Origin of the sequence: Enterobacter cloacae complex sp. P12RS (genome assembly GCF_014895875.1) — a bacterium.
GTDB classification, from domain to species: Bacteria; Pseudomonadota; Gammaproteobacteria; order Enterobacterales; family Enterobacteriaceae; genus Enterobacter; species Enterobacter bugandensis.
Window position 1 is genome coordinate 24,297 of sequence record NZ_JADBQO010000024.1, and the last position, 17,760, is coordinate 42,056.

General features: G+C 56.7%; 18 protein-coding genes. 14 read left to right on the top strand and 4 right to left on the bottom strand.

Features of this window, described 5'->3' with window-relative positions; all coding sequences use genetic code 11:
* Positions 1 to 2: 2 nt before the first annotated feature.
* Positions 3 to 1,163 (bottom strand): cystathionine gamma-synthase, encoded by a 1,161-nt coding sequence (metB, locus tag IM284_RS14770; RefSeq protein WP_021242813.1) that lies wholly within the window; start codon positions 1,161 to 1,163, stop codon positions 3 to 5.
* Between the two features lie 275 nt (positions 1,164 to 1,438).
* Here metB and metJ point away from each other — a divergent pair, with 275 nt between their 5' ends.
* Complete coding sequence (gene metJ / locus IM284_RS14775) at positions 1,439 to 1,756, top strand: met regulon transcriptional regulator MetJ (protein WP_003862042.1); 318 nt, start codon at positions 1,439 to 1,441, stop codon at positions 1,754 to 1,756.
* A 48-nt stretch (positions 1,757 to 1,804) separates the two neighbouring features.
* Here the strand turns inward: metJ and rpmE are convergent, their stop codons facing one another.
* Positions 1,805 to 2,017: a 50S ribosomal protein L31 gene (rpmE, locus tag IM284_RS14780; RefSeq protein WP_003862040.1), complete on the bottom strand. Its 213-nt coding sequence runs from the start codon at positions 2,015 to 2,017 to the stop codon at positions 1,805 to 1,807.
* 200 nt (positions 2,018 to 2,217) lie between these two features.
* Here rpmE and priA point away from each other — a divergent pair, with 200 nt between their 5' ends.
* The 7 genes from priA (at position 2,218) to rraA (ending at position 10,174) form a co-directional block, all read left to right on the top strand.
* Complete coding sequence (gene priA, locus IM284_RS14785) at positions 2,218 to 4,413, top strand: primosomal protein N' (RefSeq protein ID WP_047366799.1); 2,196 nt, start codon at positions 2,218 to 2,220, stop codon at positions 4,411 to 4,413.
* A 119-nt stretch (positions 4,414 to 4,532) separates the two neighbouring features.
* On the top strand, positions 4,533 to 5,558 hold the full coding sequence (cytR, locus tag IM284_RS14790) for a DNA-binding transcriptional regulator CytR (RefSeq protein ID WP_041911797.1): 1,026 nt from the start codon (positions 4,533 to 4,535) through the stop codon (positions 5,556 to 5,558).
* A gap of 93 nt (positions 5,559 to 5,651) precedes the next feature.
* Positions 5,652 to 6,638 carry a cell division protein FtsN gene (gene ftsN / locus IM284_RS14795; RefSeq protein WP_028014839.1) on the top strand — a complete coding sequence of 329 codons (987 nt, stop codon included), beginning with the start codon at positions 5,652 to 5,654 and terminating at the stop codon, positions 6,636 to 6,638.
* A 94-nt stretch (positions 6,639 to 6,732) separates the two neighbouring features.
* Complete coding sequence (hslV, locus tag IM284_RS14800; RefSeq protein ID WP_014072345.1) at positions 6,733 to 7,263, top strand: ATP-dependent protease subunit HslV; 531 nt, start codon at positions 6,733 to 6,735, stop codon at positions 7,261 to 7,263.
* A 9-nt stretch (positions 7,264 to 7,272) separates the two neighbouring features.
* Positions 7,273 to 8,607, top strand: coding sequence for an HslU--HslV peptidase ATPase subunit (gene hslU, locus IM284_RS14805; protein ID WP_028014840.1), 1,335 nt, complete (start codon positions 7,273 to 7,275; stop codon positions 8,605 to 8,607).
* A 62-nt stretch (positions 8,608 to 8,669) separates the two neighbouring features.
* Positions 8,670 to 9,596 carry a 1,4-dihydroxy-2-naphthoate polyprenyltransferase gene (gene menA, locus IM284_RS14810; protein ID WP_100171285.1) on the top strand — a complete coding sequence of 309 codons (927 nt, stop codon included), beginning with the start codon at positions 8,670 to 8,672 and terminating at the stop codon, positions 9,594 to 9,596.
* Positions 9,597 to 9,688: 92 nt separating this feature from the next.
* The gene (gene rraA / locus IM284_RS14815) at positions 9,689 to 10,174 is read left to right on the top strand and encodes a ribonuclease E activity regulator RraA (protein ID WP_023309687.1); all 486 of its coding nucleotides are present in this window, start codon (positions 9,689 to 9,691) and stop codon (positions 10,172 to 10,174) included.
* A 583-nt stretch (positions 10,175 to 10,757) separates the two neighbouring features.
* Here the strand turns inward: rraA and zapB are convergent.
* Positions 10,758 to 10,997 (bottom strand): septal ring assembly protein ZapB, encoded by a 240-nt coding sequence (gene zapB / locus IM284_RS14820; protein WP_028014842.1) that lies wholly within the window; start codon positions 10,995 to 10,997, stop codon positions 10,758 to 10,760.
* 398 nt (positions 10,998 to 11,395) lie between these two features.
* Between zapB and IM284_RS14825 the strand changes: the two genes are divergently transcribed.
* The 4 genes from IM284_RS14825 (at position 11,396) to fpr (ending at position 15,748) form a co-directional block, all read left to right on the top strand.
* Complete coding sequence (locus IM284_RS14825) at positions 11,396 to 12,241, top strand: MIP/aquaporin family protein (RefSeq protein WP_028014843.1); 846 nt, start codon at positions 11,396 to 11,398, stop codon at positions 12,239 to 12,241.
* 21 nt (positions 12,242 to 12,262) lie between these two features.
* Positions 12,263 to 13,771, top strand: a complete 1,509-nt coding sequence (gene glpK, locus IM284_RS14830; RefSeq protein ID WP_028014844.1) for a glycerol kinase GlpK — start codon at positions 12,263 to 12,265, stop codon at positions 13,769 to 13,771.
* A 123-nt stretch (positions 13,772 to 13,894) separates the two neighbouring features.
* Complete coding sequence (gene glpX / locus IM284_RS14835; protein ID WP_028014845.1) at positions 13,895 to 14,905, top strand: class II fructose-bisphosphatase; 1,011 nt, start codon at positions 13,895 to 13,897, stop codon at positions 14,903 to 14,905.
* Positions 14,906 to 15,001: 96 nt separating this feature from the next.
* Positions 15,002 to 15,748 carry a ferredoxin--NADP(+) reductase gene (fpr, locus tag IM284_RS14840; protein WP_047362494.1) on the top strand — a complete coding sequence of 249 codons (747 nt, stop codon included), beginning with the start codon at positions 15,002 to 15,004 and terminating at the stop codon, positions 15,746 to 15,748.
* Here fpr and IM284_RS14845 read toward each other — a convergent pair whose 3' ends face one another.
* A complete protein-coding gene (locus tag IM284_RS14845) occupies positions 15,749 to 16,168 on the bottom strand; it encodes a DUF805 domain-containing protein (RefSeq protein ID WP_028014847.1) in 420 nt (139 codons plus the stop codon). It abuts the gene before it with no gap.
* 112 nt (positions 16,169 to 16,280) lie between these two features.
* Between IM284_RS14845 and IM284_RS14850 the strand changes: the two genes are divergently transcribed.
* Positions 16,281 to 16,877 (top strand): DUF1454 family protein, encoded by a 597-nt coding sequence (locus tag IM284_RS14850; RefSeq protein WP_028014848.1) that lies wholly within the window; start codon positions 16,281 to 16,283, stop codon positions 16,875 to 16,877.
* 111 nt (positions 16,878 to 16,988) lie between these two features.
* Positions 16,989 to 17,756: a triose-phosphate isomerase gene (gene tpiA / locus IM284_RS14855; protein WP_006808674.1), complete on the top strand. Its 768-nt coding sequence runs from the start codon at positions 16,989 to 16,991 to the stop codon at positions 17,754 to 17,756.
* Positions 17,757 to 17,760 lie beyond the last annotated feature (4 nt).

A 17,760-nucleotide genomic window follows, 5' to 3' on the forward strand; every position in this document is an offset into this window, starting at 1 on the left:
GATTACCCCTTGGCTGCGACCCGGAAGCCATTTTCCAGATCGGCAATTAAATCTTCAGAATCTTCAATACCGGTCGAGATACGCAGCAGCGTCTCGGAAATCCCGGCGGCGGCACGTGCTTCCGGTGCCATACCTGCGTGCGTCATGGTCGCGGCGTGGGAGATCAAGCTTTCAACCCCACCTAAGGATTCCGCCAGCGTAAACAATGACAGCCCGCTCAGGAAGCGACGCAGCGTTTGCTCGTCACCGTCCAGTTCAAAACTTAACATCGCGCCAAATCCCTTCTGCTGGCGCGCGGCAATCTCATGCCCCTGGTTTTCCGGCAGCGACGGGTGATAAAGCTTCTTCACCAGCGGCTGGGTTTTCAGGAAATCGACAATCGCCTGGGCATTACGCTGCGCCACGTCCATGCGCGGCGACAGCGTGCGGATGCCGCGCAACAGCAGGTAGCTGTCGAACGCGCCCGCGGTGACGCCGATGTTATTAGCCCACCATGCCAGTTCCGTGACAACGTCGGGATCTTTTGCAATCACCACGCCCGCCACCACGTCAGAATGGCCGTTCAGATATTTAGTGCATGAATGCAATACCAGATCCGCACCCAGTGCTAACGGGTTCTGAAGGGCCGGACTGAGGAAGGTATTATCCACTACACTTATCGCTCCCGCATCCCTTGCGAGCTGACAAATTTTCGCAATGTCGACAACGCGCAACAATGGGTTGCTTGGACTTTCCACCAGAACCAGCTTCGGCTTCTCTGCCAGCGCCTGTTTCAGCGCCTGTTCGTCGTTTTGATCGACAAACAGCACGCGGTAGCAGCCGCGCTTTGCCAGGCTGTCAAACAGACGATAGCTGCCGCCGTAACAGTCGTGCGGCGCAACCAGCAGATCGCCAGGCTTCAGGAACACCGTGGTCACCAGGTGAATGGCAGACATACCGGTATTGGTTAATACCGCACCCGCGCCGCCTTCCAGTTCCGCCAGCGCGCGCTGGGTTACATCACGCGTAGGGTTGCCGCGACGCGAGTAGTCATGCGCGCGCGGTTCATTAAATCCGGTGAAATTGTAGGTGCTGGAAAGATGAATGGGCGGGACAACGCAGCCGTACTGCTCGTCATCATTTAATCCGCTACGCACTGCGATCGTGGCCTGTTTACGCGTCATGGTGAGGGCTTCCTGGCGAATGAGGTGAAAAGTCAGCCACCAGAGTAAACATTGAAAGTATGGACGTCAATACATCTGGACATCTAAACTTCTTTGCGTATAGATTGAGCAATGCGCAAATAGCCGTTAAAATTATATGCTTTAGTGCACGCTGCAGCGGCAATATCCGTGCCACGGTATCGTCTCTACGGTAAACTACGCAAGATTACGGTTCAAAACGGGCAGTGACCGGTTTGCACCTTTAGATTAATGACTGAGAGGATTAAAGGTATCTCATGGCTGAATGGAGCGGCGAATATATCAGCCCATACGCTGAGCACGGTAAGAAGAGTGAGCAAGTAAAGAAAATTACGGTTTCCATTCCTCTGAAGGTGTTGAAGATCCTCACCGATGAACGCACGCGTCGTCAGGTGAACAACCTGCGTCACGCGACCAACAGCGAACTGCTGTGCGAAGCGTTCCTGCATGCGTTTACCGGCCAACCGTTGCCGAACGATGACGATCTGCGCAAAGAGCGTAGCGACGAAATCCCGGAAGAGGCGAAGGTGATCATGCGTGAACTGGGTATTGACCCGGAGACGTGGGAATACTGAGAAGCGGATACAAAAAAGGCACCTTGCGGTGCCTTTTTTTCGGGAAACTTATTTAGCGCCCGGGATGCTGAAACGCTTGTTGAAGCGGTCAACACGGCCACCGGTTGCAACATCACGCTGCTTACCAGTGTAGAACGGGTGGCATTTGCCGCACACGTCCAGGTTCAGATCGTGACCCACGGTAGAGCGGATCTGGATAGAGTTACCGCAAGAGCAGTTTGCAGTAATCATTTCGTATTTCGGGTGAATATCTTTTTTCATGGGAGAACCTCAGTTAAGGCCGCGTCGCTCTTCCAGCCCTAACGCCAGACACCACGCGATGTTGAATGTAAGTTCTTTGGCGTAAAGTACACCAAAGGCGGCGAATCATACAGAATTTAACCAACGTATGCAAACTGATCCGCACGCCGCTTTTACTAATGTGTATACTAACGCGCCACTTTTCAAGTCAGGAAGATTCGATGCCCGTCGCTCACGTTGCCCTGCCCGTTCCGCTTCCCCGCACCTTTGACTACCTGCTGCCCGACAGCATGAGCGCCAAAGCGGGCTGTCGCGTGACCGTGCCGTTTGGCAAACAGCAGCGCGTGGGGATCGTCGTCTCCGTCAGCGATAAAAGCGAATTACCCCTCCATGAACTGAAATCGGTGGTTGAGGTGCTGGACAGCGAGCCTGTTTACTCCACCAGCACCTGGCGACTGCTGCTGTGGGCGGCAGATTATTATCATCACCCGATTGGCGACGTTCTGTTCCACGCCCTGCCGATCCTGCTGCGCCAGGGCAAAAGCGCCAGCCACGCCCCGATGTGGTACTGGTTTGCCACCGAACAGGGGCAGGCCGTAGACATCAACAGCCTGAAGCGTTCGCAGAAACAGCAGCAGGCGCTGGCGGCGCTGCGTCAGGGAAAAATCTGGCGGCACCAGGTCGACGAGCTTGAGGTCAGCGAAACGGCGCTACAGGCATTAAGAAAGAAAGGGTTGAGCGAGCTGGCCAGCGAAGCGCCCGCCCTTCACGACTGGCGCGACGGCTTCTCCGTCTCGGGCGATCGCCTGCGCCTGAATACCGAGCAGGCCACCGCGGTTGGCGCCATTCATAGCGCCTCGGACCACTTTTCCGCCTGGCTGCTGGCGGGCGTGACGGGCTCCGGCAAGACCGAAGTCTATCTGAGCGTGCTGGAAAACGTGCTCGCGCAGGGCAAACAGGCGCTGGTGATGGTGCCGGAAATCGGCCTGACGCAGCAAACCATCGCCCGCTTCCGCGAGCGCTTTAACGCGCCCGTTGAGGTGCTGCACTCCGGGCTGAACGACAGCGAACGCCTCAGCGCCTGGCTGAAAGCGAAAAACGGCGAAGCGGCGATTGTGATCGGCACCCGCTCGTCGCTGTTTACGCCGTTTAAAAACCTCGGTGTCATCGTCATCGACGAAGAGCACGACAGCTCCTATAAACAGCAGGAAGGCTGGCGCTATCACGCCCGCGATCTGGCGGTCTACCGTGCGCACAGCGAGCAAATCCCTATTATTCTCGGATCCGCCACGCCTGCGCTCGAAACGCTGCACAACGTGCGCCAGCGTAAATACCACATGCTGCGCCTGACGCGCCGCGCGGGGAATGCCCGCCCGGCCATTCAGCACGTACTGGATCTCAAAGGCCAGCAGGTGCAGGCAGGCTTAGCGCCCGCCTTGATTTCCCGCATGCGCCAGCATTTGCAGGCAGGGAACCAGGTCATTCTGTTCCTCAACCGTCGCGGATTTGCCCCCGCCCTGCTGTGCCACGACTGCGGCTGGATTGCCGAGTGCCCGCGCTGCGACCACTACTACACCTTCCATCAGGCCCAGCGACATTTGCGCTGCCACCACTGCGACAGCCAGCGTCCCGTGCCTCGCCAGTGCCCGTCATGTGGTTCCACGCATATCGTGCCGGTGGGGCTGGGAACGGAACAGCTGGAACAGGCGCTTGGCCCTTTCTTCCCGGACGTGCCTATTTCCCGAATCGACCGGGACACCACCAGCCGCAAGGGGGCGCTGGAGCAGCAGCTGGCGGAAGTGCATCGCGGCGGCGCGCGCATCCTGATTGGCACCCAGATGCTGGCGAAAGGGCACCACTTCCCGGACGTGACGCTGGTCGCCCTGCTGGACGTCGACGGCGCGCTGTTCTCGGCAGATTTCCGCTCCGCCGAGCGCTTCGCCCAGCTTTATACTCAGGTGGCAGGGCGTGCCGGTCGCGCGGGGAAACAGGGCGAGGTGGTACTGCAAACGCATCACCCTGAGCACCCGCTGCTACAGACTCTGCTGCACAAAGGTTATGACGCCTTTGCCGAGCAGGCGCTGGCCGAACGCCAGACCATGCAGCTGCCGCCGTGGACCAGCCACGTCATCATCCGCGCGGAGGATCATAACAACCAGCAGGCGCCGCTTTTCCTGCAACAGCTGAGGAATCTCCTGCAGGCCAGCCCGCTGGTGGATAACCAGCTGTGGATCCTGGGCCCGGTGCCGGCGCTGGCGCCAAAACGCGGTGGACGTTTCCGCTGGCAGATTTTACTTCAGCACCCCTCGCGTATTCGCCTGCAGCACATCGTCAGCGGCACGCTGGCGCTCATCAATACCCTGCCGGAAGCGCGTAAAGTGAAGTGGGTACTGGACGTCGATCCCATCGAAGGCTGAAGACGGATCGAAAAATTTAACGCGCCTCACACTTTTTATGAAAATTCTGTAACCGATTCCATTAACTATCTGTAAAAATGGTGATGTCCGCAGTTCGGTGTTCAGGCGAGGAGAAGACGTTGAAGTCCAGGAAAGAGGTTGCCACGGCGACCATGAAAGACGTTGCCGAGAAAGCACAAGTCTCAACGGCAACCGTGTCCCGCGCATTAATGAACCCGGATAAAGTCTCCCAGGCGACCCGTAACAAGGTTGAACAGGCGGCGCTGGAAGTGGGGTATTTCCCGCAGGCGATGGGGCGGAACGTCAAGCGCAATGAATCGCGGACCATCCTGGTAATAGTGCCGGATATCTGCGATCCCTTCTTCAGCGAAATCATTCGCGGTATCGAAGTGACGGCGGCGGAGCAGGGCTATCTGGTGCTGATTGGCGACTGCGCTCACCAGAACCAGCAGGAAAAAACCTTTATCGACCTCATTATCACCAAGCAGATTGACGGCATGCTGCTGCTTGGCTCGCGCCTGCCGTTTGATGCCAGCATCGAAGAACAGCGCAATTTACCGCCGATGGTAATGGCCAACGAATTTGCGCCTGAGCTTGAGCTACCGACGGTCCACATTGATAACCTCACCGCCGCGTTCAACGCCGTAAACTATCTCCAGGAGCTGGGGCATAAGCGGATTGGCTGCATTGCCGGGCCGGAAGAGATGCCGCTGTGCCACTACCGCCTGCAGGGCTATGTTCAGGCGCTGCGCCGTACCGGTGCGATTGTCGATCCGCACTATATTGCGCGCGGTGATTTTACCTTTGAAGCGGGTGGACAGGCGCTGGAGAAACTGCTGGCGCTGCCGGAACCGCCAACGGCGGTGTTCTGCCACAGCGACGTGATGGCGCTGGGTGCGCTTTCACACGCCAAGCGCCGTGGCTTACGCGTGCCGAAAGATTTGTCGATTATCGGATTCGATAACATTTCACTTTCAGAGTTTTGCGATCCACCGCTCTCCACCGTTTCACAACCGCGCTATCAGATTGGCCGCGAAGCGATGCTGCTTCTGCTGGATCAGTTGCAGGGTCAAACGGTTAGCAGCGGCTCGCGTTTGCTGGACTGCGAGCTGATTATTCGCGGCTCTACCCAGGCATTGACTTAAAGTAAACGCCTTTCGGACACCCTTATCTGGTCAAAGCCCCGCCGCTTAAGTAACATGGCGGGCTGACGAACGAATAAATACAGCGAAACGATAGTGGCACAACGAGATTATGTACGTCGCGGCCAGCCGGCACCTTCGCGACGCAAAAAGAGCAGTTCAAAAAGCAAGCAGCGTAATCTGCCTGCGGTCTCGCCAGCAATGGTCGCTATTGCTGCGGCCGTGCTGGTGGCCTTTATTGGCGGCCTGTACTTCATCACGCACCATAAAAAAGAAGAGTCCGAGGCCCTTCAGGGCAACAAAGTGGTGGGAAATGGTCTGCCGCCGAAACCTGAAGAGCGCTGGCGCTATATTAAAGAGCTGGAAAGTCGTCAGCCCGGCGTGCGTGCGCCTACTGAGCCCTCAGCCGGTGGCGAAGTGAAGAATGCCGATCAGCTGACGGACGAGCAGCGCCAGCTGCTGGCACAGATGCAGGCCGATATGCGCCAGCAGCCGACGCAGCTGAATGAAGTGCCGTGGAATGAACAAACGCCAGCGCAGCGTCAGCAAACGTTGCAGCTGCAGCGTCAGCGCCAGGCACAAATTCAACAGCAGCAACAGCAGCAGTGGACGCAAACTCAGCCGGTACAGCAGCCGAAGGCCCAGCCATACCAGCAACCGCAGCAGCAGACGCGTACGGTGCAGTCGCAGCCTGTTCAACAGCCAAAAGCGCAGCCGCCAAAGCAAGCGGCGCAGCCGTATCAGGATCTGCTCCAGACGCCAGCGCATACCACCGCGCAGCAGCCGAAAACGCAGCAGGCCGCGCCGGTAACCAAAGAGACCGAAGCGCCGAAGCAGACGGCAGAGAAAAAAGACGAGCGCCGCTGGATGGTGCAGTGCGGTTCGTTTAAAGGTGCCGAGCAGGCGGAAACGGTACGTGCTCAGCTGGCGTTCGAAGGATTTGATTCACGCATTACCACCAATAACGGCTGGAACCGCGTGGTGATCGGCCCGGTTAAAGGCAAAGAAAACGCAGACGGCACCATTTCCCGTTTGAAAGTGGCTGGGCACACAAACTGCATTCGACTCGCCTCCGGGGGTTGAAACCCCCAAAATCCCCCCCATCTATCATTTAATTCAGCCCTGAGCACAGGCTCAGGGCTTCTGTTTCCCGAATCTGTAACCAGGGGGTCTGCTCGTGACAACAATAGTAAGTGTACGCCGTAACGGCCAGGTGGTAATTGCCGGTGATGGCCAGGCCACGCTGGGTAATACCGTCATGAAAGGCAACGTGAAGAAAGTCCGTCGTCTCTACAACGACAAAGTGATCGCCGGTTTTGCAGGCGGCACGGCGGATGCCTTCACGCTGTTTGAACTGTTTGAACGCAAGCTGGAAATGCACCAGGGTCATCTGGTGAAAGCTGCCGTTGAGCTGGCAAAGGACTGGCGTACCGACCGTATGCTGCGCAAGCTCGAAGCGCTGCTGGCGGTCGCGGATGAAACCGCTTCGCTTATCATCACCGGTAACGGTGACGTGATTCAGCCGGAAAACGACCTGATTGCCATCGGCTCTGGCGGCCCTTATGCCCAGGCTGCAGCCCGCGCGCTGTTGGAAAATACCGACATGAACGCGCGTGATATCGCGGTGAAGGCGTTGGATATTGCAGGTGATATCTGCATCTATACCAACCACAACCACACCATCGAAGAATTGACCTCCAAAGCGTAAGGATCTCCCATGTCTGAAATGACCCCACGCGAAATTGTCAGCGAACTGAACAAACACATTATCGGCCAGGATAACGCCAAGCGCTCCGTGGCTATCGCGCTGCGTAACCGCTGGCGTCGTATGCAGCTTGACGAAGAGCTGCGTCACGAAGTCACCCCGAAAAACATTCTGATGATCGGCCCGACCGGCGTCGGTAAAACCGAAATCGCCCGTCGTCTGGCGAAGCTGGCGAACGCGCCGTTCATCAAAGTTGAAGCCACCAAGTTCACCGAAGTGGGCTATGTGGGTAAAGAAGTGGACTCTATCATCCGCGACCTGACCGATTCTGCGATTAAGATGGTGCGCGTCCAGGCGATTGAGAAAAACCGCTACCGCGCGGAAGAGATGGCCGAAGAGCGTATTCTCGACGTGCTGATCCCACCGGCGAAAAACAACTGGGGCCAGGCTGAACAGCAGGCTGAACCTTCAGCCGCGCGTCAGGCGTTCCGCAAAAAACTGCGTGAAGGCCAGCTGGACGACAAAGAGATTGAGATCGACCTCGCGGCAGCGCCGATGGGCGTGGAAATCATGGCGCCTCCGGGCATGGAAGAAATGACCAGCCAGCTGCAGTCCATGTTCCAGAACCTGGGCGGCCAAAAGCAGAAAGCGCGTAAGCTGAAAATCAAAGACGCGATGAAGCTGCTGATTGAAGAAGAAGCGGCGAAGCTGGTGAATCCGGAAGAGCTGAAGCAGGACGCTATCGACGCGGTTGAGCAGCACGGTATCGTGTTTATCGACGAAATCGACAAAATTTGTAAGCGCGGCGGCAACAGCTCCGGTCCGGACGTGTCCCGCGAAGGCGTACAGCGCGATCTGCTGCCGCTGGTTGAAGGCTGCACCGTCTCTACCAAGCACGGCATGGTGAAAACGGACCACATTCTGTTTATCGCTTCCGGTGCATTCCAGGTAGCCAGCCCGTCGGATCTGATCCCCGAACTGCAGGGTCGTCTGCCGATCCGCGTTGAGCTGCAGGCGCTGACCACCGAAGATTTCGAGCGCATCCTGACGGAGCCAAACGCCTCTGCTACCGTGCAGTACAAGGCGCTGATGGCGACCGAAGGCGTGAACCTCGAGTTCACCGAAGACGGTATCAAGCGTATCGCCCAGGCCGCATGGCAGGTCAACGAAACCACCGAGAACATCGGTGCGCGTCGTCTGCACACCGTGCTGGAACGCCTGGTAGAAGACATCTCATATGACGCGAGCGACCTCAACGGTCAAACCATTACCATCGACGCAGACTATGTGAGCAAACATCTGGATGCGTTAGTGGCAGATGAAGATCTGAGCCGTTTTATCCTATAATCGCGGTTACTGCATTCTCATCACTGTTAATGGGGGCTAAGGCCCCCATTTTTATTGGCTAAATTACTATGACTGATATCAGCCGTACTCAGGCGTGGCTCGAAAGTCTGCGCCCTAAAACGCTTCCTCTGGCTTTTGCCGCCATTATTGTCGGCACCGCGCTTGCCTGGTGGCAAGGGCATTTCGACCCGCTGGTGGCAGGTCTGGCACTCATTACCGCCGGGCTGCTGCAAATCCTCTCTAACCTCGCGAACGATTATGGCGATGCGGTAAAAGGCAGCGACAAGCCTGACCGTATCGGGCCGCTGCGCGGGATGCAAAAAGGGGTGATCACCCAGGCACAGATGAAGCGTGCGCTGATTATCACCGTGGTGCTGATTTGCTTATCTGGCCTGGCGCTGGTGACGGTCGCCTCGAAAACCACCAGCGACTTCATTGGCTTCCTGGTGCTGGGTCTGCTCGCCATTATCGCGGCCATCACCTACACCGTCGGCACGCGCCCTTACGGCTATATTGGCCTTGGGGATATCTCTGTGCTGGTGTTCTTCGGCTGGCTGAGCGTAATGGGGAGCTGGTACTTACAGGCGCATACGGTGATCCCTGCCCTGTTCCTCCCGGCGACCGCCTGCGGCCTGCTGGCGACGGCGGTACTCAATATCAATAATCTGCGCGATATCGACAGCGATCGTGAGAACGGCAAGAACACGCTGGCGGTGCGTCTGGGGCCGGTGAATGCGCGCCGCTATCATGCCTGCCTGCTTATTGGCGCGCTGGTTTGCCTGGCGCTATTTAACCTGATTTCCCTGCACAGTCTGTGGGGCTGGCTGTTTGTGCTTGCCGCGCCGCTGCTGGTTAAGCAGGCCCGCTTTGTGATGCGTGAACTCAGCCCGGCAGCCATGCCGCCAATGCTGGAGCGAACGGTAAAAGGCGCGCTGCTGACTAACCTGTTGTTCGTCATCGGGATTGTGTTAAGCCAGACGCTCAGTTAGCTGACAAATATCAATTAACAATTGATGATTTTGCCAACAACGCATTTCGCACGATATACTGAACACATTCGCAGCAACTGAGCGTTAAACCTATGAAATACGATACCTCCGAGCTTTGTGACATCTACCAGGAAGATGTCAACGTCGTTGAACCGCTGTTCTCCAACTTTGGTGGGCGGTCATCGTTTGGCGGGCAAATCGTCACGGTGAAATGTTTCGAGGACAACGGGTTGCTGTACGATCTGCTCGAACAGAACGGCCGTGGCCGCGTTCTGGTGGTCGACGGCGGCGGGTCCGTGCGTCGCGCACTGATTGATGCTGAACTGGCTGGCATTGCCGTCCAGAACGAGTGGGAAGGCCTTGTGGTGTACGGTTCCGTGCGTCAGGTAGACGATCTCGAAGACCTGGATATTGGAATTCAGGCCATCGCGGCCATTCCGGTAGGCGCTGCGGGTGACGGCATCGGCGAAAGCGACGTGCGCGTTAACTTCGGCGGCGTGACCTTCTTCTCAGGCGATCATCTCTACGCCGATAATACCGGCATTATCCTTTCTGAAGATCCGCTGGATATCGAGTAATAAACCATAAGCGTGAACCATAAAAAAACCGCCAACAGCAATGTGGCGGTTTTTTTGTCCCTCGGGATTCGCGGTCCGTTGGGAAGTTTTGCAACCTTTAACCAGGATTTTTATCTTACCCTGGTTCAAACCTCAGGTAACCTCATCGACCCTTTATAAATTCCTAATTATCTATGAAAACCTTAACTACGCTGCTATTGCTCATTATGATGCAGCGTCCCTTTCCGCCATTTCGCACATGGGCATCGGTCCAGGGAAAGGTGTAACCACAACCGTAAAGCAGCCTTTAACCAGGCTTGTGTCCACCGACTTATCACCGGTGGTGAACGGTGGAGCGGTTAGCCGCAGGGACCGCATAATGAAACGCTATTTATGTATCGCGTTCATTGTCGCCAGCGTACTCGTTGTAAAAAGTGATGAACCGATCGGGTTTGTTGCGTTTACCACGACAGCGCAGGACAAGTAGCGTTAAGGCCGCCTTGGGCGGCCTTTTTTATGGTTGGATGTCAGTCAGCGAGAACCATAAAAAAAGCCGGGTGGCGGCGTCGCCTTACCCGGCCTGTTCAGTTCATCCCAGTGGGAATCAGACTTCTTCCATACGTCCCAGCAGCGCCTGCAGGCGATCCTGCCAGCCGTTCTGCTGTTCACGCAGCTGGTTGTTTTCGCGCTCCAGTTCTTCGCGGCCGTGCTGAGCGTTCTGAACTTCCTGCGCCAGGCTGTTGTTCTTCTCTTTCAGCTCTTCAATTTCCATCTGCAGCAGCGTGATGGTGTCAATCGCCTGCTGTACTTTCGCTTCCAGTTTCTCAAACACTTCTAAAGACATGATCCTACCTCTCCTGAATTGCAAGGCGACGCTTTAACGTAAACGCGCACAACATATGTTCCGATTGTATGGAGCGCAGTCGCCCCTGTCCAGCGGCATGCCACGCAGATCGCGGTTTGCAACACTTTTCGGCCTCGTCCTGGTGCGTTCGCGGCATATACCTCTAAGTTGTTAACCCATTCGTTAAAAAAATGATTCAGCTCACCGTGCGCGACTGATGCAAAAACGCGCTTTATGGCGCGAAAACGCTCATTTTATTGACACAGACCACACATTTTAATTTCGATATTTCTCGTTTTTGCTCGTTAACGATAAATTAACACTATGTCTACAGGGCATCGTGGCTGTCACGGGCGGCCACGCTAACAATAAACATCAATTTCTTCAGGATTCCGATTATGAGTCAGACATCAACCTTAAAAGGCCAGTGCATTGCCGAGTTCCTTGGTACCGGGTTGTTGATATTCTTCGGAGTGGGCTGTGTCGCTGCACTGAAAGTGGCGGGTGCCAGTTTTGGTCAGTGGGAAATCAGTATCATCTGGGGTCTGGGCGTGGCGATGGCCATCTACCTGACTGCAGGGGTCTCTGGCGCACATCTTAACCCGGCGGTGACTATCGCACTGTGGCTGTTCGCGTGCTTCGACGGACGCAAAGTTGTTCCCTTCATTATTTCTCAATTTGCCGGCGCGTTTTGCGCAGCGGCGTTAGTTTACGGGCTTTATTACAATCTTTTCATCGACTTCGAACAGACGCATCATATGGTGCGCGGCAGCGTCGAAAGTCTGGATCTGGCAGGCATCTTCTCAACCTACCCTAACCCGCATATCAATTTTGTGCAGGCGTTCGCAGTTGAAATGGTGATTACCGCTATTCTGATGGGCGTCATTATGGCTTTGGGCGATGATGGTAACGGCATTCCGCGTGGCCCGCTGGCGCCATTGCTGATTGGCCTGCTGATCGCCGTCATCGGTGCGTCCATGGGGCCGTTAACAGGGTTTGCGATGAACCCGGCGCGTGACCTGGGTCCAAAAACCTTCGCCTTCTTTGCAGGATGGGGCGACGTGGCTTTCACCGGCGGCAAAGATATTCCTTACTTCCTGGTACCGCTGTTCGGACCAGTCGTAGGGGCGGCACTGGGTGCATTTGGCTATCGCAAATTAATTGGTCGCCACTTACCGTGCGACACCTGTGTGGAAGAGGAGAAGGAAACGACTTCTACCGCACAACAAAAAGCTTCGCTGTAATCTGACTACGGGACACATACCATGACCGAAAAAAAATATATCGTTGCGCTCGACCAGGGCACTACCAGCTCCCGCGCTGTCGTAATGGATCATGACGCGAATATCGTCAGCGTGTCACAGCGCGAATTTGAGCAAATCTATCCTCGTCCAGGCTGGGTAGAACACGACCCGATGGAGATCTGGGCGTCACAAAGCTCCACGCTGGTAGAAGTGCTGGCGAAAGCCGACATCAGTTCCGACGAAATCGCCGCGATTGGTATCACCAACCAGCGTGAAACCACCGTGGTGTGGGAACGCGAAACCGGTAAGCCGATTTACAACGCCATCGTCTGGCAGTGCCGCCGTACGTCAGAGATCTGCGAACAGCTTAAACGTGACGGGATGGAAGAGTACGTGCGTAGCGCCACCGGTCTGGTGGTTGACCCGTACTTCTCCGGCACCAAAGTGAAGTGGATCCTCGACCACGTGGAAGGTTCACGCGAGCGTGCAAAACGCGGCGAGCTGCTGTTCGGTACCGTCGATACCTGGCTTATCTGGAAGATGACTCAGGGACGTGTCCACGTTACTGACTACACTAACGCCTCGCGCACCATGCTGTTCAACATCAACACCCTGGAGTGGGATGACAAGATGCTGGACGCGCTGGATATTCCGCGCGCGATGCTGCCGGAAGTGCGTAAGTCGTCTGAAGTCTACGGCCAGACCAACATCGGCGGTAAAGGCGGCACCCGTATTCCTATCGCCGGTATCGCCGGTGACCAGCAGGCGGCGCTGTTCGGCCAGCTGTGCGTCAAGGAAGGGATGGCGAAGAACACCTACGGCACCGGCTGCTTTATGCTGATGAACACCGGCGAGAAAGCGGTGAAATCAGAAAACGGCCTGCTGACCACCATCGCCTGCGGCCCGCGCGGCGAGGTCAACTATGCCCTGGAAGGTGCGGTGTTTATGGCGGGCGCATCTATTCAGTGGCTGCGCGACGAGATGAAGCTGATCAGCGATGCGTTTGACTCCGAGTACTTCGCGACCAAAGTGAAAGACACCAACGGCGTGTACGTGGTGCCAGCGTTCACCGGTCTGGGCGCACCGTACTGGGACCCGTATGCCCGCGGCGCAATTTTCGGCCTGACGCGCGGTGTGAACTCAAACCACATCATTCGTGCGACCCTGGAATCCATCGCCTACCAGACGCGTGACGTGCTGGAAGCGATGCAGGCAGACTCCGGCATTCGTCTGCACGCCCTGCGCGTGGACGGTGGCGCGGTGGCCAACAACTTCCTGATGCAGTTCCAGTCCGACATTCTGGGCACCCGCGTTGAGCGCCCTGAAGTACGTGAAGTGACGGCACTGGGCGCGGCGTATCTTGCGGGTCTCGCGGTAGGCTTCTGGCAGAACCTGGACGAGCTGCAGGAGAAAGCGGTCATCGAACGCGAATTCCGCCCTGGCATCGAAACCACCGAGCGCAACTACCGCTACAGCGGCTGGAAGAAAGCGGTGAAACGTGCCCTTGCGTGGGAAGAGCACGAAGAGTAAGCCTATATTCCCTCTCCCCTGGGGAGAGGGTTAGGGTGAGGGGTTCCAACCGCACCGGTCCCCTCCCCCCTCCCCACTCTGTGATAAACTTCGTGCAATTCCTTTTGATTGTACGAGTCCCTCATGAAACGTGAACTTGCTATCGAGTTTTCCCGCGTCACCGAAGCAGCCGCCCTTGCAGGCTATAAATGGCTGGGTCGTGGCGACAAAAATACCGCAGACGGCGCGGCCGTCCACGCCATGCGCATTGTGCTTAACCAGGTCAACATCGACGGCACTATCGTCATCGGTGAAGGCGAAATCGACGAAGCGCCGATGCTCTACATTGGTGAAAAGGTCGGGACCGGCAAAGGCGATGCGGTGGATATCGCGGTGGACCCGATCGAAGGCACGCGCATGACGGCGATGGGCCAGGCCAACGCCCTGGCGGTGCTGGCCGTGGGCGATAAAGGCTGCTTCCTCAACGCGCCGGACATGTACATGGAAAAGCTGATTGTCGGCCCTGGAGCGAAAGGTGCAATCGATCTCAGCCTGCCGCTGGACGCCAACCTGCGCAATATCGCGGCGGCGCTGGCTAAACCGCTCAACGAACTCACCGTGACTATTCTGGCGAAACCGCGCCACGACGCCACCATCTCTTATCTGCAGGCACTCGGCGTGCGCGTGTTTGCCATTCCGGATGGCGACGTTGCCGCCTCTATTCTGACCTGCATGCCGGACAGCGAAGTCGACGTGCTTTACGGCATCGGCGGCGCGCCGGAAGGCGTGGTCTCTGCGGCGGTGATCCGCGCGCTGGACGGCGATATGCAGGCGCGCCTTCTGCCGCGCCATGAGGTGAAAGGCGACAGCGACGAAAACCGTCGTATCGGTGAGGACGAGCTGGCGCGCTGCGCAGCGATGGGCATCGAAGCCAATAAAGTACTGGCGCTGAACGACATGGCGCGCAGCGATAACGTCGTCTTCTCTGCAACCGGCATCACCAAAGGCGATCTGCTGGACGGCATCACCCGCAAGGGCAACATGGCAACCACCGAAACGCTGCTGATCCGCGGTAAATCGCGCACCATCCGACGCATTCAGTCCATTCACTATCTCGACCGTAAAGACCCGGACGTGCAGACGCACATTCTGTAAAACCGTTTGATCGATAGAGCTTTCCGGCCCGAAGGGGCTGGAAATGTTTCCCACAAGTACGGAAGATAGAACAGAGAAACAGCACAGGAGAAGATCATGGCGGACTGGGTAACAGGTAAAGTCACAAAGATAGAATTCTGGACCGATGCGCTATTTAGTCTCACCCTGCATGCTCCCGTTCACCCGTTTAAGGCCGGGCAATTTGCCAAGCTGGGTCTGGATGTCGACGGCGAGCGCGTGCAGCGCGCCTACTCTTACGTTAACGCGCCGGATAACCCGGATCTCGAGTTCTATCTCGTCACCGTTCCTGACGGTAAGCTCAGCCCGCGCCTTGCCGCCCTTAAGCCCGGCGACGATGTGCAGATTGTGAGCGAAGCGGCAGGCTTCTTTGTGCTCGAAGAGATCCCTGACTGTGACACGCTCTGGATGCTGGCAACCGGCACGGCCATCGGTCCGTATCTCTCTATCTTGCAGTACGGTAAGGATCTGGAGCGCTTCAAAAACATCGTGCTGGTGCACGCCGCGCGCTATGCCGCAGATTTAAGCTATCTCCCGCAGATGCAGGCGCTGGAACAGCAGTACGGCGGAAAGTTAAAGATTCAGACGGTAGTCAGCCGCGAAACCGTAGCAGGAGCGCTTACCGGTCGCGTACCGGCGTTAATTGAGAGCGGCGCACTGGAAGACGCGGTGGGTTTACCGATGACGGCCGAAACCAGCCACGTCATGCTGTGCGGTAACCCGCAGATGGTCCGGGACACGCAGCAGCTTCTGAAGGATACCCGGCAGATGACGAAACATCTTCGCCGCCGGCCGGGCCATATGACCGCCGAACACTACTGGTGATCAGCGGTATTTCACCTCGACGGTATCTTTACCGTATTTATTTTCGCTCTGGGTGCCGATAAACGCGCCCAGATCGACAATCATCATCACGAAGATGACCGACGGCAGCAGCCTGCCCACGACCCACGGCAGGATGGAAGGCAGCATCGCCCAGTTCCCTGCCACCAGCATCCACGCCAGTATGATCAAAAATGCCCACGCGCCGGAGCGGCCGCGATCGTGCAGGCGTTTCACCACGACGGCCGCCGTCGGCCATAGCAGGCAGACCAGTGCAAATGCCGCCGTTTGCGTGCTCAGCCAGGCGTTATAAGCAACGAAAAAAAGAAGCAGCATGGCGACGACCCACGTCACCATCCAGACCCAGAAATCACGGCGTCCAATACGCCCTTTGAATGAAAACAGCCACTGCTGTATGGTCATGTAAGGTTCCTTATTATCGTTTAGCCCGCATTTTACCCTGGAGTTGTGACCTTTTGACAAGCCGACCAGATATCGTTTTAATCATGAGCACTTACGGCCAGGTGCAATGTTGATGAAAAATTCGGCACATTCTCTTTTCCTGTGTTTAGCGATGCTCGGCGCGGGTTTTCCGCTGCATGCCGCCAACACCGCGGCCCCCACCACTGCGCCGTATTTGCTGGCGGGCGCACCGTCTTTCGATCAGTCCATCAGCCAGTTTCGCGAAGCTTTCAATCAGGCCAACCCAGGGCTGCCGCTGGATGAGTTTCGCGCCATTGATAGCTCGCGCGATACCCCTACACTGACCCGTGCAGCGAGCAAGATTAACGAGAATTTGTATGCTTCCACGGCGCTGGAGCGCGGTACGTTAAAAATCAAAAGCATGCAAATCACCTGGCTGCCGATTCAGGGGCCAGAGCAGAAAGCGGCTAAATCGAAGGCGCTTGATTACATGAGCGCGGTGCTGCAGGCGTTTACGCCTGCGCTGACGAAAAAGCAGAGCCAGCAAAAGCTGCAAAAGCTGCTGACCGCCGGTAAAAACAAGCGGTACTACGCCACAACCGAAGGCGCGATTCGCTATGTAGTGGCGGATAACGGCGAAAAAGGACTGACCTTCGCCGTTGAACCGATTAAGCTGGCGCTATCTGACACCCTTGGCGGGGCCAATTAATGACAAAAAGCAAAGCCTTTCGAGGGAAAATCTCTATACTGATTCACAGACCATGCTGCCCGACAGGGCGGCCATATTCCTTAATTCGCTTATTTAGCGTGGAGAATTGAAATGCGACATCCTTTAGTGATGGGTAACTGGAAACTGAACGGCAGCCGCCACATGGTAAACGAACTGGTTGCAAACCTGCGTAAAGAGCTGGCTGGCGTGACCGGCTGCGCGGTTGCTATCGCTCCGCCGGATATGTACCTGGATCTGGCTAAACGTGCCGCTGACGGCAGCCACATCGTGCTGGGCGCGCAGAACGTTGACGTTAACCTGTCTGGCGCGTTCACCGGTGAAACTTCCGCTGAAATGCTGAAAGATATCGGCGCGAAATACATCATCATCGGCCACTCCGAGCGTCGCACCTACCACAAAGAATCTGACGAGTTCATCGCGAAGAAATTTGCCGTGCTGAAAGAGCAGGGTCTGATCCCGGTTCTGTGCATCGGTGAAACCGAAGCGGAAAACGAAGCGGGCAAAACCGAAGAAGTGTGTGCACGTCAGATCGACGCCGTGCTGAAAACGCAGGGCGCGGCAGCGTTCGAAGGCGCGGTTATCGCTTACGAGCCAGTCTGGGCGATCGGTACCGGCAAATCTGCTACCCCTGCGCAGGCTCAGGCAGTTCACAAATTCATCCGTGACCACATTGCTAAAGCCGACGCGAAAGTGGCTGAGCAAGTGATCATCCAGTACGGCGGCTCCGTAAACGCCTCCAACGCTGCTGAGCTGTTCACCCAGCCAGATATCGATGGCGCGCTGGTTGGCGGTGCATCCCTGAAAGCGGACGCTTTCGCGGTGATCGTTAAAGCGGCAGAAGCGGCTAAACAGGCGTAATGGC

Coding starts and splice junctions, on each gene's coding strand:
- rraA (WP_023309687.1), top strand. CDS start 9,689: ATGAAATACGATACCTCCGAGCTTTGTGACATCTACCAGGAAGATGTC.
- fpr (WP_047362494.1), top strand. CDS start 15,002: ATGGCGGACTGGGTAACAGGTAAAGTCACAAAGATAGAATTCTGGACC.
- rpmE (WP_003862040.1), bottom strand. CDS start 2,017: ATGAAAAAAGATATTCACCCGAAATACGAAATGATTACTGCAAACTGC.
- tpiA (WP_006808674.1), top strand. CDS start 16,989: ATGCGACATCCTTTAGTGATGGGTAACTGGAAACTGAACGGCAGCCGC.
- hslU (WP_028014840.1), top strand. CDS start 7,273: ATGTCTGAAATGACCCCACGCGAAATTGTCAGCGAACTGAACAAACAC.
- IM284_RS14845 (WP_028014847.1), bottom strand. CDS start 16,168: ATGACCATACAGCAGTGGCTGTTTTCATTCAAAGGGCGTATTGGACGC.
- glpX (WP_028014845.1), top strand. CDS start 13,895: ATGAAACGTGAACTTGCTATCGAGTTTTCCCGCGTCACCGAAGCAGCC.
- zapB (WP_028014842.1), bottom strand. CDS start 10,997: ATGTCTTTAGAAGTGTTTGAGAAACTGGAAGCGAAAGTACAGCAGGCG.
- priA (WP_047366799.1), top strand. CDS start 2,218: ATGCCCGTCGCTCACGTTGCCCTGCCCGTTCCGCTTCCCCGCACCTTT.
- metJ (WP_003862042.1), top strand. CDS start 1,439: ATGGCTGAATGGAGCGGCGAATATATCAGCCCATACGCTGAGCACGGT.
- IM284_RS14850 (WP_028014848.1), top strand. CDS start 16,281: ATGAAAAATTCGGCACATTCTCTTTTCCTGTGTTTAGCGATGCTCGGC.
- metB (WP_021242813.1), bottom strand. CDS start 1,163: ATGACGCGTAAACAGGCCACGATCGCAGTGCGTAGCGGATTAAATGAT.
- IM284_RS14825 (WP_028014843.1), top strand. CDS start 11,396: ATGAGTCAGACATCAACCTTAAAAGGCCAGTGCATTGCCGAGTTCCTT.
- glpK (WP_028014844.1), top strand. CDS start 12,263: ATGACCGAAAAAAAATATATCGTTGCGCTCGACCAGGGCACTACCAGC.